Annotated in this window: 16 protein-coding genes; 3 read left to right on the top strand and 13 right to left on the bottom strand. The window is 42.5% G+C overall.

What is annotated here, in order from left to right:
- Nucleotide 1 precedes the first annotated feature (1 nt).
- The 3 genes from IO95_RS16510 (at nucleotide 2) to gndA (ending at nucleotide 4,594) form a co-directional block, all read left to right on the top strand.
- Nucleotides 2-1,558 (top strand): hypothetical protein, encoded by a 1,557-nt coding sequence (locus IO95_RS16510; RefSeq protein WP_037386159.1) that lies wholly within the window; start codon nucleotides 2-4, stop codon nucleotides 1,556-1,558.
- Entirely contained in the window at nucleotides 1,551-2,783 is a 1,233-nt protein-coding gene (locus IO95_RS16505; RefSeq protein WP_037386156.1) for an oligosaccharide flippase family protein, read from the top strand. The genes IO95_RS16510 and IO95_RS16505 overlap by 8 nt, the downstream gene beginning before the upstream one ends.
- Before the next feature lie 404 nt (nucleotides 2,784-3,187).
- The gene (gndA, locus tag IO95_RS16500) at nucleotides 3,188-4,594 is read left to right on the top strand and encodes an NADP-dependent phosphogluconate dehydrogenase (RefSeq protein WP_023492848.1); all 1,407 of its coding nucleotides are present in this window, start codon (nucleotides 3,188-3,190) and stop codon (nucleotides 4,592-4,594) included.
- Nucleotides 4,595-4,925: 331 nt separating this feature from the next.
- On the opposite strand, the gene IO95_RS16495 is transcribed toward gndA, so the two are convergent.
- The 13 genes from IO95_RS16495 to hisB form a co-directional block, all read right to left on the bottom strand.
- Nucleotides 4,926-5,936: an acyltransferase gene (locus IO95_RS16495; protein WP_037386153.1), complete on the bottom strand. Its 1,011-nt coding sequence runs from the start codon at nucleotides 5,934-5,936 to the stop codon at nucleotides 4,926-4,928.
- A 361-nt stretch (nucleotides 5,937-6,297) separates the two neighbouring features.
- Nucleotides 6,298-7,608: a hypothetical protein gene (locus tag IO95_RS16490; RefSeq protein WP_152554957.1), complete on the bottom strand. Its 1,311-nt coding sequence runs from the start codon at nucleotides 7,606-7,608 to the stop codon at nucleotides 6,298-6,300.
- Nucleotides 7,609-7,734: 126 nt separating this feature from the next.
- The gene (locus IO95_RS16485) at nucleotides 7,735-8,547 is read right to left on the bottom strand and encodes a glycosyltransferase family 2 protein (RefSeq protein ID WP_037386151.1); all 813 of its coding nucleotides are present in this window, start codon (nucleotides 8,545-8,547) and stop codon (nucleotides 7,735-7,737) included.
- Nucleotides 8,548-8,570: 23 nt separating this feature from the next.
- Nucleotides 8,571-8,927, bottom strand: coding sequence for an EamA family transporter (locus tag IO95_RS16480; protein WP_023492830.1), 357 nt, complete (start codon nucleotides 8,925-8,927; stop codon nucleotides 8,571-8,573).
- The gene (locus tag IO95_RS16475) at nucleotides 8,924-9,760 is read right to left on the bottom strand and encodes a sugar phosphate isomerase/epimerase (RefSeq protein ID WP_037386147.1); all 837 of its coding nucleotides are present in this window, start codon (nucleotides 9,758-9,760) and stop codon (nucleotides 8,924-8,926) included. The genes IO95_RS16480 and IO95_RS16475 overlap by 4 nt, the downstream gene beginning before the upstream one ends.
- Nucleotides 9,757-10,551 (bottom strand): NAD(P)-dependent oxidoreductase, encoded by a 795-nt coding sequence (locus IO95_RS16470; RefSeq protein WP_023492858.1) that lies wholly within the window; start codon nucleotides 10,549-10,551, stop codon nucleotides 9,757-9,759. Before IO95_RS16470 ends, IO95_RS16475 begins: the two co-directional genes overlap by 4 nt.
- A gap of 41 nt (nucleotides 10,552-10,592) precedes the next feature.
- Nucleotides 10,593-11,603 carry a glycosyl transferase family 2 gene (locus tag IO95_RS16465; RefSeq protein WP_037386144.1) on the bottom strand — a complete coding sequence of 337 codons (1,011 nt, stop codon included), beginning with the start codon at nucleotides 11,601-11,603 and terminating at the stop codon, nucleotides 10,593-10,595.
- Between the two features lie 16 nt (nucleotides 11,604-11,619).
- On the bottom strand, nucleotides 11,620-12,738 hold the full coding sequence (locus IO95_RS16460) for an FAD-dependent oxidoreductase (protein ID WP_037386142.1): 1,119 nt from the start codon (nucleotides 12,736-12,738) through the stop codon (nucleotides 11,620-11,622).
- Nucleotides 12,739-13,170: 432 nt separating this feature from the next.
- A complete protein-coding gene (gene hisIE, locus IO95_RS16455) occupies nucleotides 13,171-13,788 on the bottom strand; it encodes a bifunctional phosphoribosyl-AMP cyclohydrolase/phosphoribosyl-ATP diphosphatase HisIE (protein ID WP_023492267.1) in 618 nt (205 codons plus the stop codon).
- The gene (gene hisF / locus IO95_RS16450) at nucleotides 13,782-14,558 is read right to left on the bottom strand and encodes an imidazole glycerol phosphate synthase subunit HisF (RefSeq protein ID WP_023492266.1); all 777 of its coding nucleotides are present in this window, start codon (nucleotides 14,556-14,558) and stop codon (nucleotides 13,782-13,784) included. The genes hisIE and hisF overlap by 7 nt, the downstream gene beginning before the upstream one ends.
- A complete protein-coding gene (gene hisA, locus IO95_RS16445; RefSeq protein ID WP_023492265.1) occupies nucleotides 14,540-15,277 on the bottom strand; it encodes a 1-(5-phosphoribosyl)-5-[(5-phosphoribosylamino)methylideneamino]imidazole-4-carboxamide isomerase in 738 nt (245 codons plus the stop codon). Before hisA ends, hisF begins: the two co-directional genes overlap by 19 nt.
- 5 nt (nucleotides 15,278-15,282) lie before the next feature.
- The gene (gene hisH, locus IO95_RS16440; RefSeq protein ID WP_023492264.1) at nucleotides 15,283-15,873 is read right to left on the bottom strand and encodes an imidazole glycerol phosphate synthase subunit HisH; all 591 of its coding nucleotides are present in this window, start codon (nucleotides 15,871-15,873) and stop codon (nucleotides 15,283-15,285) included.
- Nucleotides 15,873-16,940, bottom strand: coding sequence for a bifunctional histidinol-phosphatase/imidazoleglycerol-phosphate dehydratase HisB (gene hisB / locus IO95_RS16435; RefSeq protein ID WP_023492263.1), 1,068 nt, complete (start codon nucleotides 16,938-16,940; stop codon nucleotides 15,873-15,875). Before hisB ends, hisH begins: the two co-directional genes overlap by 1 nt.
- Nucleotides 16,941-16,942 lie beyond the last annotated feature (2 nt).

Here is a 16,942-nt window from a genome sequence, read left to right as displayed (position 1 = left end):
AATGTTGACAAGTGGATTTGTGAATAAATCTTTTCTAGCTCTATTTTGTACGATTTCTATAATTGCTATTTTATTATTGCCGGTTAATGCTATCAGTAAGTCATTTGCAGTAGCCGCGGTAGTTAATTTTGCATTTTTCACCTACTATTTCAAAAATTTTTATAATCTACCATCCATCTTTATGAGTATGTTTTTATTTATGATCGGATGCAGTCAAGCACGATTGACACTAATTGAACAGGATAGTTTCAGCCAATCAACCTGGAATGCCTTGATTAGTGTCATTGTTGTTTTTTACGCAGTGGTATTCTGGTTTATGCTGCGCTATGGGCGGATCGAAAATAGTAAAAAGATGAATGGTGACTATCGGATCTGTGGTAGAACACTGTTCTGGGCTAACCTAATCTGTATTATTGTGGAAACTGGGCTTTACTGGTTTGCAATTGATAAAATTGGCGCAATACCTCTTTTTGATGACAATGCACGCGCAAATATCATGCCTAAAGTGATTAGTAACTATCTTATGGTATTGCTGGTGCTGCCTGTTTTCTTTATTATTTTTAATACTATATATGTCACCGAAACACGGAAGTATGGTTATCTTATTTTCAGTGCATATTATTTGCTGTTACTGCTGTTACTGGGTGGACGCATCAATATTTTTATTCCCGTGGTGACTAGTCTATTTTACATACTTATTCAATATTATTTTTTTGAAAAAAATAAACTATCACTTTTGTTTACGGGCTTTTTAACTTTAATGGCTGTCGTCATACTGATGGTTTCTATACCGATCATTAGAACTCAGGTTTATTTAAATAATCAACAGCCGGGAGTTAGCAGTACAGATTATTACAAGGCTATTTATAATACTCCAAATCAGAATCAGAATCAGAATCAGAATCAGAATCAGAATCAGAATAGTAAGCCTTTAAATGATGTGGCGGTAAATTCAAAAGCTCATGATTCAGAAACCGCAAAGGAATTAGAGGCCGAGTTAGATAAGGAAGAATTCAAACCCACGATGGTATTGCCGCCTAAAATGATGTCCATTTGGATTAATTTGAGTACCGAGATGCATGCCTTTAATAAATTGGTTATCTATCTTGATAATACGGGAGACTTCCGTAATGGGCGCATGTTATTAACAGGAACCTTCCGCTTTGCGACTAAATTTTTCATGCCAGATGAAACCCTTGATCTGGAAAAAATGGGAGGATATAACTGGATCAACATCATGACCTTTATGCAAAAACCTTATATGGATTTTGGTATGTATGGGGTGGCGGGTTTTATGTTGTTATTTACCAGTATTGGTATGACATTATATAAACGTATGCAGCAGCAGAAAACAGTGGCTAACACACTATTTTATAGTTATTTCTGTATGGCAACGGTATTTATGATTTTTGATAATCACTTCTATTATTCTACGATAATCGTCAATGTTGTGATTTTACTTCTCTTCTTGAGTTTTATGCGCCGAGATTGGTTAGCTATTTTAAAGATATCCAGCCCGCAGAGTGGCCATATAAAGCGGGAAGCGTCGGATGATTAAATATGTTAATCACCCCGTTGTTCGTAACTACCTTTCACTGCTGATGGTACAGGGCGGGAATTTTATTTTCCCGCTGCTGGTTTTTCCTATCATTGGCCGTAATATTGGTGTCGCGCTATTTGGCGATATCATGTTCTGCTACATGATAGCGTTTTATCTTTCTATATTTGTTGACTATGGCTTCAACTTTTCAGCAGTGCGTACTATTGCAAAAATGGACAATCACTATGAGTTATCACGTAGCTTTTATGCGGTAGCCTTTAGTAAACTGTTTTTAACACTGGTGGCCCTATTAGTTATCTCATTGATGACATTCAATTGGGAGAGACTTGCAGTATTGAGTGATTACATACTGATCTCCTCGTTACTTATTGTTGGCTCAATGCTTTCACCTTACTGGTTATTGCAAGGGGTGGGCAAGATGGCCTGGGGAGCGATGATCACGCTGTTGGCAAGGGTTGTCACGTTAGTCACTTTTTTGCTGTTTCCTATCACCGCTACAAGCGCGGCACTGCTGCTTGCTTTCCCCAATTTTTTGGCAGCAGTCGTTATACTAATGTGGGTTATCAAACGTTATCAGTTGGGTTACCCAAAACTCGTGATACCAAGTGTTGTGGCTAATTTACGTGAAGGTTGGCCGGTATTCATCGCCAATTCAATAACGATGGTGTACTCAGCCAGTAATACTATTTTGTTGGGAATAATTGCTGGCCCAGTTTCTGCTGGGTTATACGGAGCAGCAGAAAGATTAGTGCGTTCTGGTCTAGCAGTGATGGCACCTTTATGCCAAGCTGCTTATCCGATTATTTGCAGCTATCGCGAGAACGAAAGTGTCAAGCGCAATCGACTGATAAAAAGAGTGCTTGTCTTCAGCACACTTTTTGGTGTCTGCGCTTTTTGGTTTATTAACCAGTTTTCAGCTCAAATTATCACTTTACTATTTGGTGAAAAATTTATTGAAGCGGCCCCTATTCTTGCCGTACTTTCAATGATGCTGTTGATTATCCCGCCGGCAATTGTGCTAGCCCAATTGTTCTTGCTGGCTAATCATCATGATCGTACTTTGCAACGGATTTACATCTGTTGCGCTGCAACTCATTGCATGCATATCTATTTTACGACATACATGTTCGGTGCAATTGGAGCGTCATATTCATTGGTGTTTACTGAATTTTTGGCTACAGCACTGATTATTTACATGAGTAGCAGACTATTAAAAGGTTGATTAATACCCGTCATACTTCAAGTTGCTTGAAACGCTCGTTAAGTCCGAGATGCCTTGGGCAATCGTTCTGAGAGGCTATGATGAGATACATCCCTGTATCACAACCTACGGACTGACTTAATGTCGTTTATATTCGCTTCTGGCAAATTTGTCGGTGACTGACGCCGCAACACACCCTTTCCCTAATATCAAGATTGGTTAATCAACTTGAAAGATCGCGGGTATATACGCGGCAAAAATTCGATTTATTCCGCAAAGATCTCACATCACTGAACAATCCCTGCCCCGCTAATTTATCTGTACAATACTCATCTTCACGTTATGATATGGTTTTATATTTATTAACTTTAATCAATTATCTCTTTTGTTTTCAACGTTAAAGTTTTTTAAAACAGGAGTTCCTAATGTCCAAACAACAAATCGGCGTTGTCGGCATGGCGGTGATGGGCCGCAATCTGGCACTGAACATTGAAAGCCGTGGTTATACCGTTTCAATTTTTAACCGTTCCGGTGACAAGACTGATGAAGTGATTGCCGAGAATCCAGGCAAAAGTTTAGTGCCATACTACAGCGTGGAAGAATTTGTCGAATCGTTGGAAAAGCCACGCCGCATTTTGCTGATGGTAAAAGCGGGGGATGCGACGGATAAGACCATTGCTTCTTTGACCCCGCATCTGGAAAAGGGCGATATCCTGATTGATGGTGGCAACACCTACTATAAGGACACCATTCGCCGTAATCGTGAACTGTCTGCTCAGGGCTTCAACTTTATTGGTACCGGAGTGTCCGGTGGTGAAGAGGGGGCTTTGAAAGGGCCTTCTATCATGCCTGGCGGCCAGAAAGAAGCCTATGAACTGGTTGCTCCTATCCTGAAGAAAATCGCCGCTGTAGCTGAAGGCGAGCCCTGCGTTGCCTATATCGGTGCTGATGGTGCCGGGCATTATGTGAAGATGGTGCATAACGGTATCGAGTATGGCGATATGCAACTGATCGCAGAGGCTTACTCGTTGCTGAAGCAGGCATTAAACTTGAGCAATCAACAACTTGCTGAAACCTTTAGCGAGTGGAATAAAGGCGAACTGAGCAGTTATTTGATTGATATCACCAAAGATATCTTCACCAAGAAAGATGACGAAGGTAAATACCTGGTTGATGTGATCTTGGATGAGGCTGCTAATAAGGGTACCGGTAAATGGACCAGCCAGAGCTCGCTGGATCTAGGCGAACCACTGTCGTTGATCACGGAATCAGTGTTTGCGCGTTATCTCTCTTCATTGAAAGAGCAGCGTGTTGCGGCATCTAAAGTGCTGACTGGCCCTAAAGTAACGCCATTTAGCGGTGATAAAGCCGAGTTTGCGGAAAAAGTGCGCCGGGCGTTGTATCTAGGCAAAATCGTGTCTTATGCGCAAGGCTTCTCTCAGTTAAAAGCAGCCTCTGAGGAAAATAATTGGGATTTAAATTACGGTGAAATTGCCAAGATTTTCCGTGCTGGGTGCATCATCCGCGCTCAGTTCCTACAAAAAATTACTGATGCTTATGCTGAAAATGCCGACATTGCTAATCTATTGCTGGCGCCTTACTTCAAACAGATTGCCGATGATTATCAGCAGGCACTGCGTGATGTAGTTTCCTATGCGGTGCAGAATGGCATTCCAACGCCAACCTTCTCTGCCGCCATCGCCTACTACGACAGCTACCGCTCTGCTGTGTTACCTGCCAACCTGATCCAGGCGCAGCGTGACTACTTTGGCGCGCATACTTACAAGCGTATTGATAAAGACGGGGTATTTCATACCGAATGGATGAAGTGAACTTAAACTGAGGATTTAATTTGCACTGGATTAAATCCAATACTTTTTGAAGTGCATATTGAGTCCGAGATACCAGGGACAATCACACTAAGGGGTACTCAGGCGGCTTATGCCGCTACGACCCCTTCAGTACGCTTCCCCTAATAACCAGCGTGGGTAAGCGTTTTCAAGTTAATTGGGTATTAGTGGATGAATTATATTAAAGCGGTAAAGGCAGTCGATTTATCATCAGTACCAGACATTGCTTGATCTGAGCTACCTTCCTTGTAAATATCCATTAGTAGCAGGCCAGAGTCATTATTATTCATGTCATTATCCTGAAATAAAAAAACTATTCGTTTTTGAGTAAGATTTTTTTGCTATATTTAGAAAGTGCTTTTTTCTCAACAAAATGCCATGAGCACGCAGCTAAAATTATCGTAATCGCAGCGCTGACCGACATGCTAAGGAAGAACGGCATGTTGGTGTAGTTAATTATGATCTGCTGTACAGGGAAAGCATAAATGTAGATTCCATATGAAAAATCGAACCTCCCGTTTACTAAGAAGTCATTAAAAGATGTGCATATAAGTATTGTCATAAATGACACTAGAATATAGCAAGTAACGGTGTATTCTATTTTTTTCCCATAAGTGGAAAAAGCGTACATGAAAAGAAATATGGCTATGAACAAACAAACATTCTTTTTTTTCCACTTGTCATAATTGAGAGCTAAAACAGCCCCAAGAAAGAAAGACGATCCGCGAAGAAAAAATAACCACAGAGGAATAGAAAACACGAGTATTTGATACTCATTGATCAATAGTATAATTGACATGAATACCATGAAAATGAAAGCAAAAGTGAAGAATTCAGCTCTCTTCCATGTTGCTACAGCAAGACCAGTGATTAAATAACATAAGAATTCAAGAGGCAGTGTCCATAAACTGCCATTGATTCCTGGATGTATAAAATTATCAGAGATGCCGTCATTGGTAAAACCATTTAAAGAAATTGTGCTTATTATATTTTTGAAAACTTCAGCGGTGAAGTATTCATTTGGTTGATGACGGTTAACAAAGCCACCAATTACTATAAACATAATTAATGAGCAAGGAATTAAAGCGGGGAATATACGTTTAACACGCTTGGACATAAAATCCACAAAGTCATTGCTATTCATCGCTGACTTTGAAATTAAAAACCCAGAAATACTAAAGAAAATTATAACGGCAATCCCCCCCAGACTTTCAAAGTTAAGTATATATGGCTCTAATTGACCAGATAGGGCGTAATGATGTGAGAATAACACCATAAGAGCAGCCATATGTCTTACTGTATCGAAGCAATTTTTTCTGTTCATGAAATTCCTGTGATAAAAAACCAAAACCATTCTAATAATTAATGTATCGTACTCGGGTAGTTGTCCCGATATAAATGGAGTAAATATTAACACTTGCTTAGTCATAGTCAAGAAGCTGTAAGGATTTTGGGTGGCGCTTGAAAGTGATTTATCTTTTTTATACCCAGAGTGTGCCAAAGAAAAAGAATCACTCGATAGGCAATGTGGGATCGAGTGATGGTCGTCCCCTTTTTTATGTCTATGGGCTGGGACGGTTACGTTTAAAGCAGGATTACGAAAAAGATGCACCGAGCAAGGATAGACACTGAGTACCTAGCGTCTGTCCTTGGCGGGGCGGTGTTTCGTAATCTTGCCCTGAGTATTAATCTGTACAGTTTATATCATTAATATATTTAGCTGGTACCTTCATTTTAAATTTAGGCACAGGCGGTTCAATTTGTATTAATAAAAACCCGTCAGTTGCTATTTCTGGGTGACATAAACTACTTTTAAATTTATTTGAAGAGTTATATTTTAGTGTCGAATTACTTATAACGGAGCCGTTCAGTACATTCATTATATGAAGAATTAAAACAATTATAACCAATGCATATGAAATTTTATTTAAAAAATAGATATTGGATAATTGAGACAATACTATAACGAAGAGAGTAGATGAAATTACATTTATACCCATAAAATATCTATCAGGATATGTTGCCGTATAATTATTAAGAATTCCCGTTAATCCATACCGCCCACTTATAGTGGCTATAGTGTACACTGCCATTACAGAGAATAGAAATATTATAGCATTTTTAGCTTTATCATTTTTAGTGCTTATATATGCAAAGATACACATTGAGAGGAATAGAAAGCTAAACAAAATAGAAGCTAAATCATTAAATACACTGTACCAAGGGAATATGAAATTATATAATATAGATCTTGCCGTAACCATTTCAATAATATTTTTCGGATTTGGAGTGCCTAATATGCCTCCGTGTCCATCCATATTAGGAATAATGATTAAAAAAAGTAATGATAATGATGTAATTAAAGGCAGGAATTCAAGCAGGGCATGTTTATTTTTTATAAAATATTTTATCCGCAAAGCCAAATAAATACCAGTAACAGCAAAACAAACTGGATTTGTTGCAGCTGCAAGAAATATAAATATATCAAAAATGTATTTGAAATATTTTACCCTGCACTCGCCTCTTAATAAATGGAGGCATACCGAGATGATTGGCATGTAAAATCCAACTTGGACTAAAGTGCCTATACTCTCACTGGTAGATCCGCCAAGGGGAACTAATATAGAAAATAGAAACCCTGCCATTGAAAAGAAACGATTAGAATAAATTCTCAAGCATTTATAGATTAATATAGCAACAACAGAATAGAAAGAATATGAAACTATCGCTATGGCTTGCGGTAAAAAAGAAAGAGGGCTGCCACTGACTATATAACTAATTTTTGAGGAAATAAAAAGTAAAGCAATGTTGAAGAAAACATAATAATCTGAGCGTGCATGTAAAAATGTGGATATCCAGCCATCACGCAATGCTTTTGCTGTCCATATACCATCTTCTGCATAAACGTTAGCATCTAGGAATGCATAGGGCTCGCGAAAAAATAGGATTGAAAAGCCCAAAAAGAATAGGAATAATATTTTCATTACGTCTTTCATATTATCATCTCTAAGCTCTAGTACTGTCTGAGACAGTTTGTGACTGTTAAAATAATGAATCATTGAATATTTACTTACATTAAAACTCACCTACTAACCTATATCGCTTTAATGTAGAAACATTAATTATTTTTTTAACTTTATATTATATAAACCAAAACTTGCCTTAAATAATACGAGAAGAACAGAAATATTACCTTTTACACTACTTATCTTAGTTGGTACTTCTCCTTTAGGATAGCGCCGTATTGTTGCTAGTTCAATGCACCGGTACCCCAACTTCGGTGCGCGATAGGATAGGTAAGCTAATAATTCATATGTCATAAATACATCTCGGAATATAGACATATTCGGGTCAAGTAACATTTTTTTACTATAGGCACGGAAGCCTTGTGTAGTATCTGTCCATTTGAAACCTGACGCGATACTTAATACCGGAGCATGCATAAAGCGTATGGCTAAATCACGTGATTTAGGTGTGTTCTCTGCAATACCGCCGTTAAGAAAGCGTGAGGCTTGAACAAAATCGAATCCATTCTTTAATGCAGTAATGAAATTTGGAATGGCTTCGGGATCATCTTTATCATTTCCATCGATCGTGATAATACCTTCATAGTCCTGTTCCAAGGCAAATGCATATGCACAACGTAGTTGGGCACTTAATTTGCCTTCCCCAGTTTTCAATAATAACCCACGAACACCCAAATCTCGCAAGCTGGTCAGTTCTAAAGAACCATCACTACTACCGCCATCAACGATAATAATATCTGCCATATCAGCAATTGCCAGTGCAGCCATACGGCTGAGCAGGCTTTTAATTCGTTCTCCTTCATTGATAACTGGAATAATGACACAATAGTCACTCTTTTTTCCAAGCCATAAGGAAATATCGAACGATGGGACTTGCCATGAATCTTGCTGCTTTGTCAATGTATTCATAATAGTTTCATTCTGTTGTTATTTTAAGCTACGCGCGCAGTGATCAGTGCAACTCCAGCGATAACCAGAGCTATGCCAGCGCCAGTAGTCCAGTGTAATGGTTCATTGAAAATGAGCACTGAAAGTAACGCAACGGAAGCAACAGCACCCGTTGTCAATATCGGATGTGCTACGTTTAACGGAAGATAGGCTAAGGCCGCTGCATAAAGTAAAAATGCTGCCCCATATAAAATTAATCCTAGCCAGAATGGCCAATTAGTTAGTGCAGCCAACGGATCGGTAAAACTCGGAAATTTACGTGGTGGCATCATGGCTAGCTTAATTAATACACTGGCTGATGCATTAGATGCGATGCCTAACAATAGAATCAACCATTTCATATGTTATTCACCTGCAATGCAGGGCGATAATTGGTGATTGTGTGTTGCAGTGCTCGCTCAATAGAGTATAAATGAGGCTCACTTGTTGTTGCTACCATTTCAATAGTGGCCACCTGCATGGGCAAATATTGAGCTAATGCGTGATGGATTGCGCTGTGGTTTGTAGTAGCATCTCCAATTGGTAGCAGGTCCGCTTCACTAATATGGATATGACCAATTAAATCTGAATAACAAGGCAGTAGATCATTAACATTTTCGCTGTTAATTGCCATCGCGCCGGTATCCAATTGCATTTTTATTGATGGGTGTTGGATTAACTTAACAATACGTGCTGTTTCTTCAGTGGTGGTCATAAAATTGGCACCATAGTGCGTCGGGTTTGGTTCCAGACAAATAATTACACCATGCTGTTGTGCAATGTCCGCGAGTTGTTGAAAGAAAGATAGCGCAGTTTCGATGGTTTTTTGCTCACTGAGTCCTGAACAGTCTCTATTACGTGGCGAACCAAAAACGAGACGAGTTGCACCTAAACCCACTGCAATACGACAAACTGCAGTTAAATGGGATAGCATAGCTTGCTGGCTCTCTTCAGAACCGAATACATTCAACCCTTGTGTGCCGAATAATAGGGCCTGCATCCCAACAATCTCAATATTGTGGTCACCCCACCAATTTTTGACTTTAGCAATATCAGTATTTGACGCATTAATAGGATCAGCGAAATATTTCCCTGGTGCAATATCAATAGCATCTACTTGATACTTATGTAAAAGCCCTACCATGGCATTATCTTCTGCTACATCCCAAGCAATATTAGAAATGGACAATCTCATTTCTTTTCCTCAGTTGCAGATTTCATCGCGATAGGTTCGGACTGAGCATAAGCGCGGATCGCTTGTATCGTTTCACGAACACTATATTGATAATTACCTTGGCCGCCTAGTATAGATGCATATTGAGATTGCATATCATATGTGGCTGCTTCCCCGTCAAACTGCTGTTCAAAACTGATGCCAAAGCCTTGCTGAGCAACTTGCGCCACACTTAGCGGTGAACTTGTTAAGTGAACGAGCTTTAATTCGGCTTTCAATGAAGCTTGTATATCGAACCACAAGTTGACCATCGGATAAAATTGAAATACACCGCGGCTATCGATTGAATGAAGGTTGTTGCTATTAAGAAAATCAAAAATGATGTTTTTGCGTAGCCCTGGGCCAACTAATCCAGGTAATCGAACTATCAAAAACTGTTCAAAATTATGTTTGACAAATTGCTCCAAACGATAACGATTAAGACCATAAGCATGGAGGTCTGTGGTGTCAACTAAACTTGACTCATTGACGCCAATGGGTGATTTAAAAACATCCACAGTACTGATAAGGATGAACGTTTTACATTTTATTGTTTTTAAATGTGCAATCAGGCTGTCTATTTTTTTACGGTCAGATTCTGGATCTTTGTTGGCTAACCATTTTTGCGCAGGTGCGCCTGCACATACAACGGTATCAAAAATATTATTATCAATATCGCCAATGTTGTTAGAACGATAAAGTGCGTCAAACTTTGCTTGCTTCAGTAGGGTACTACCAACAAACCCCGAAAATCCGATTAAGGCATTTTGCATTATCTTCCACCTGATTATCTTTGCTACTTGTTGCCGATAGGTTATCGGTCACGGCCCGTTTGAACTTTATTTTTGTATGTACTGCTAGAATCACTGAGAACATTAACACGATCCTGGTTGACCATAACAGCACTGTTCTTTTCGAATACAATTGAGTAATCAGCCTGCTCACTGCGATCATCCAATAAGCGGCCAAGGTACTCACCAAAAAAAGCCAGCATGACAAATTGTAACATAAATAACAGAGACATAAAGAGAACAGTTGTTGTCCACCCCTCAACTACGTGGCCACTAATAATATTGATAGTCACACTGTATACTGCAAAAATGAATGCAGCTAAACTTCCTATCATGCCGATTCCAGACATCCAGCGTAGTGGTCGAGATGAGTTGAATACCATCAAACGCACCAAGTATCGGAAACCACACCAGAAGGATTTTTTTTGTGAGCTGTCTGGCTGTAGTTCGTAACAGTATGAACCACTAGGATAGCCAGTTTTTTGTATTCTTAAATAAAATTGGTGATGGAAACGGCCGGTACTGGTGACTGAGTTAACCGCTCGTCGACTAAGACAACGTAAGCTGGTTGCCTGTGGCGGTAAGTGGTAGTCGATAGCTTGCAGGATTTTATCTGAGATTGAACGAAACAAGCGATAAGCTAATGAAATAGGTTGTTCAGCAACACCCACTACGACATCCATACCTGATTTGCAGCACTCAACGGTACCTGAAATAGCACTGATTGGATCAGTTTGAAGATCGAAAAGTACCACAAAATCACCGATGGCATTTTCAAGACCAGCAGCCCAAGCAACATCATTGTGAACGCAGCCGGCAAGTTGAATATAACGAACGCTGGGGATATGGCGTAACATCGTTTCCATATCATATCCTGGGCTATTTGTTACCCAAGGCCCTTGAATTATAATGACTATTTCATAATCAGAATACAAGCTATCCAAATAAACTTGAATTTGTTTTACTTTTTCTTCTATCCCAACTAACTGTTGGTCAATATTTAATACTACTGAAACAAAAGAGTCACTTTTCACGGCGTTAACACTCCTATCAATCTACAATATGCTGCTTAGTAATCGCATCGATTACATCATATACATTGTCTATTTTTCCCCCCATAATGCAGTGGAACCCAGATAAACCATGATTAGCTCTAAATAATATTGGGCGCGAATCATCAGATTCACTACGAGGTAGCAAGGTTTTCACTTCCCAGAGAGAGCGCTTATACTCACAATCTTCTAGAATGGGTAAGTAGCGCATGGCATCTTTCTTCATATAGTGCCAAGCACTATTTTTTTCGTCTTCATCAAATTTTCTATGAGCATCAACATAAGTGATATGGTCTTTGTCGAACCATTCATAATGTGGGGTATAACGAACGTGACTAAAAGAATGCAACTTAGCAGAGGGGAAGGGCATTACGGAAAAGAATGGACCACACATCACCGTCAAGCCAACTTTTTTCAACTCATCCGGTACATCCACAAGGCACATTTCTGTCATTTCATGCTTAAGAGGGATTAACTCTAGAGTAGAATTTTGCAACATGTAGTTGATATGAGAGTAAGTGCAGTTGAATACATGATCAGCATACATCTCTGCAATTTCACCAGACTGGGTATTCGTGTAGGTAACCATTAAACCGTCTTGGTGCTGGCATACCTTATCGACTGAAACATTTGTCTGATAATTGGCTAAGGATGTTTTCACTCGCTCTAGCATGGCATCGCGAAGTTTCCACGAGTCAAAAGCATATTCGGTAACAGAAAAACAGGCATCTATCATGGCCGGATTAGTGAGCTTTTGTAAGTGGGAGGGGGCGGACTCACAAGATGCGCCAATACGCTCACAAAATTTGGTGAACTGATTAGCTGTCACTTTTCCTAGTTTGCTGCTGATTAAATAGTACTTTTCGAAGTCGGAGTCGATACAATCACGAAACTCAGCCACAAAACGAGGGAAAGATACGCGAGACCTTAAGGCGGTTAAAATGCTACGAGGATAATGGTAACCATTATGAACGCGTGCTTGATTGTTAAATGATGCCCGAGACATAAAGTTTGACTCTTTTTCAAACAGTTGGACATCATGCCCCCGCTCTGCAAAAAATTCGGCAATATACATGCCGAAAAAACCACCACCTACGATAACAATCTTTTTTTTCATAGCATATCATTCACTTTTTTAAACATTTTTTGATAAAAAAGTATATTCAGCAAAAAAAATTAAGATATCAATAGTATCTATATATCAAGTTAACTTCACCAAATATTGTACTATTTTGAACGTTGTTACGCTGAACAGTTACGCTGAACAGCCTGACTCAGTTGATTACATATCCTTTTTGAGGCGCGCTGAGTTGGATTTGATACAGGTGACCATGTCACTAGTCACTTTTCTTACACATGAAGTCGTTTTAAGCTTCAGCTTATCCCTATGAAAAAAAAGAATTTAGTGCACTGGAGAGTCATGCCTTTATTGTTTGGATTTATAGTAGCAAGATGATTGGACTTTCTAAAGCAGGGCGCCTAGGGGGTATAACGATGCAGTAAGAGTCTATGGCGATAGGCTCTTACTGCTACAACTCAACTCCTAACGCTACTTCTTCTCATGCCTCTCCCGCAGGCAGCTAATCACTTTACTCAGATCCAGTTCCTGATCCTGCAGTAGCACCAGCAGGTGATAGATCAAGTCTGCTGCTTCATTGGTCAGTTCTTCACGGTTATTCACCGTGGCAGCCAGAGCGGTTTCTACCCCTTCTTCCCCTACCTTTTGTGCAATGCGTTTGGTGCCGCTGGCGTACAGTTTGGCGGTGTAAGAGCTGTCTGGGCTGGCGTTTTTGCGCTCGGCCAGTAGTTGCTCAAGCTGATACAGGAACCCCCAGTCACTGCTTGCCGGGTGGAAGCAGCTATTATTGCCCAAGTGGCAGGTGGGGCCGATGGGGTTGGCCAGGATCAGCAGGGTATCGTTATCGCAATCGGGCGTGATGCTCACCACGTTAAGGAAGTGGCCGGAGCTTTCACCTTTGGTCCATAGGCGCTGTTTGGTGCGTGAAAAAAAGGTGACTTTGCCGCTGTGTTCGGTCTCTGCCAGTGCTTGCGGGTTCATATAACCCAGCATCAGCACTTCGCCAGAAACCGCATGTTGAACGATCACCGGCATCAGGTTATCGGTTTTTTCCCAATCCAGTTTACTTCTCTGTTGTTCTGTTAACACAGGCGAATCTCCACACCATTCTTTGCCAGGAACTTTTTCAGCTCCCCGATATTGATAATTTGTTTATGGAACACCGAAGCAGCCAGTGCGCCGTCGACATTGGCATCACGGAAGGCCGCCAGGAAGTGTTCCATAGTACCGGCGCCGCCAGAGGCAATCAGTGGTACCTGGCACACTTCCCGTACACGTTGCAGTTGCTCCAGGTCATAGCCATTGCGCACGCCGTCCTGGTTCATCATATTAAGCACAATTTCCCCAGCACCACGGCGTTGCACTTCCTGTACCCAATCAAGGGTTTGCCACTGCGTCACCCGGGTGCGGGTTTCGTCGCCGGTATACTGGTTAACATGATATGTGCCGGTGGTGGCTTCAAACCAGGTGTCTATTCCCACCACAATGCACTGTACGCCAAAGCGCTCCGCCAGGCGGCTGATAAGCGTTGGGTCTGCCAGTGCTGGTGAGTTGATGGAAATTTTGTCCGCACCAAAGGAGAGGATCTGGCTGGCATCTTCCTCGCTTTTAATCCCTCCGGCGACACAGAACGGAATATCGATCACTTCTGCTACCCGCGATACCCAGCTTTTATCCACCACCCGGCCATCGCTAGAGGCGGTGATATCGTAAAATACCAGTTCGTCGGCGCCTTCCTGGGCATAGCGTTGAGCCAGCGGAACGATGTCACCAATAATTTCGTGGTTGCGGAACTGAACGCCTTTCACCACTTGCCCATCTTTAACGTCCAGGCAAGGTATTATCCGTTTTGCCAACATGCGATAGCCTCCTCAACACTGAATTTACCGTCTAACAGGGCGCGCCCAACAATCACCCCTTCAACACCGCTACCACGTAATTGAGCGATATCATCCAAGTTACCGATGCCACCGGATGCCTGGAAGGCGATTTGTGGGTAGCGTTGGCACACTTCCTGATACAGCTCCACGTTGGAGCCTTTCAACGTGCCATCCCGTGAAATATCGGTACAAAGCACGTGTTTCAGGCCGAAAGGCAGGTACTGTTCAATAACTTGTTCCAGTGTGGCGTCAGAGTTCTCTTGCCAGCCACTGATGGCGACCTGTTTACGGCCTTGGGCGTCAATGCGCACATCCAGCGCCAGTACCATGGCATCGGCACCGTAACGCTCAAACCAACCCTGTACCATCTCCGGCTGTTTTACTGCTGTTGAGCCGATCACCACGCGGCTGGCACCAGCGGCCAGTAGGGAAGCAACATCTTGCTCGTTACGGATACCGCCCCCCACTTGTACCGGCACATTGATGCCTGCCAATAGTTTGCGCAGTAAGGGAATTTGCCGGGCAGCGGGATCTTTAGCCCCGGTCAGGTCCACCAGGTGCAGCACCTGTGCCCCTTGTTGCTGATAGTCTTGCAAGCGCAGTAGCGGATCGTTGCCATAATCACGTTGTTGGCCATAGTCACCCTGGTGCAGGCGCACTACATTGCCGTCGATTAAATCTAAAGCGGGAATAATCATGCTAGCTACATCTCCAGAAAGTTTTTCAACAGTTGGGCCCCAGCGCTGCCAGATCGCTCTGGATGAAACTGCACGCCAAAGAAGTTGTCTTTTTGTACGGCGGCGGTGAAGGGCTCGCCGTAGTTCGCCTGAGCGATGGTGTTTGCACATATTGGCAGCGCATAGCTATGAACAAAGTAGAAGTAGGCACCGTTATCGATGCCACGGAACAGCGGATTACCCGCGTGCGAAACGATCTGGTTCCAACCCATATGGGGCAGAGGCAGGCCGAAATCGGTCATCTGTTTTACTGGGGTATCAATCAGCCCTAGGGTTTTAATACCGCCACTCTCTTCGCTGCTTTCTGCCAATAGTTGCATTCCCAGGCAGATGCCCAACACCGGTTGGGTGCAGGCTTTGATCAGGTCGATTAACTGGCGCTGTTTTAATTGTTCCATGGCGGCTTGTGCTGTCCCTACGCCAGGCAGGAACAGTTTATCAGCACCTAGTACCACTTCGGGTGTGCGGCTGACTTCTGGCTGGTAACCCAGCCGTTTTACCGCGTAAGCGACGGAGGCCAGGTTGGCACAGCCGGTGTCGAGGATCACCACTTTCATCACAGCACCCCTTTCGAACTGGGCAAGGTGTTGCCATCCACGCGGATCGCCTGGCGCAGAGTGCGGCCAAAGGCTTTAAACAGGCTTTCAACCCGGTGATGGTCATTGCGGCCTTTGGTTTTCAGGTGCAAGGTGCAAGCCATGGCATAAGACAATGAACGGAAGAAGTGTTCAACCATCTCGGTACTGAGATCACCCACACGCTGATAGTTGAAATCAGCTTTGTATTCCAGGTGCGGGCGACCAGAAATATCCATCGCGCAACGGGCCAGGCACTCATCCATCGGCAGCACAAAGCCAAAGCGGGCAATCCCACGCTTGTCGCCTAACGCTTTATTCAGGGCTTCACCCAGTGCCAGCGCGGTATCTTCCACGGTGTGGTGGTCATCAATATGCAGGTCGCCACTCACCTGGACATCCATACGGATGCCGCCATGGGTAGCAATCTGATCCAGCATATGGTCGAAGAAGCCAAGACCGGTTTTAATCTTGCTGTTACCTTCGCGGTCCAGCCAGACATTGACCTCAATCTGGGTCTCTTTGGTCACTCGCGTCACTTGAGCATGGCGGTCGCGTTTGGTCAGCTGTTGGGTAATGGCCGCCCAGCCCAAACTTTGGCGCTGATACAGCAGCCCTTGAATGCCCATATTGTTGGCTAATTGGATATCGGTTTGGCGGTCACCAATCACATAGCAGTTGGCGGTATCCATCACGCCCGGCTCCAGGTAACCTTTAACCATGGCGATTTTAGGTTTACGGCATTCGCACTGATCGTCTGGCTTATGCGGGCAGATCAGGGTCTGTGCGAATTTAATCCCCTGAGAATCGAAGATCTGCATCATCAGGTTGTGTGGGGGATCAAAAGTTTCCTGTGGGAAACTGGCCGTCCCCAGTCCATCCTGATTGGTGATCATCACCAGGGTAAACCCCGCTTGTTGCAGTGCCAGCAGGGAAGGGATCACCTCCGGCTCCAGCGCCAGTTTATCCAGGCGGTCAACCTGAAAATCTTCCGGTGGTTCAGCAATCAGCGTGCCATCGCGGTCAATAAAAAGAATTTTCTGGCTCACAT

This window comes from Serratia sp. DD3 (assembly GCF_000496755.2).
Note: the sequence above shows the minus strand (reverse complement) of the source record. Positions and strands in the feature narration are given on the sequence as shown.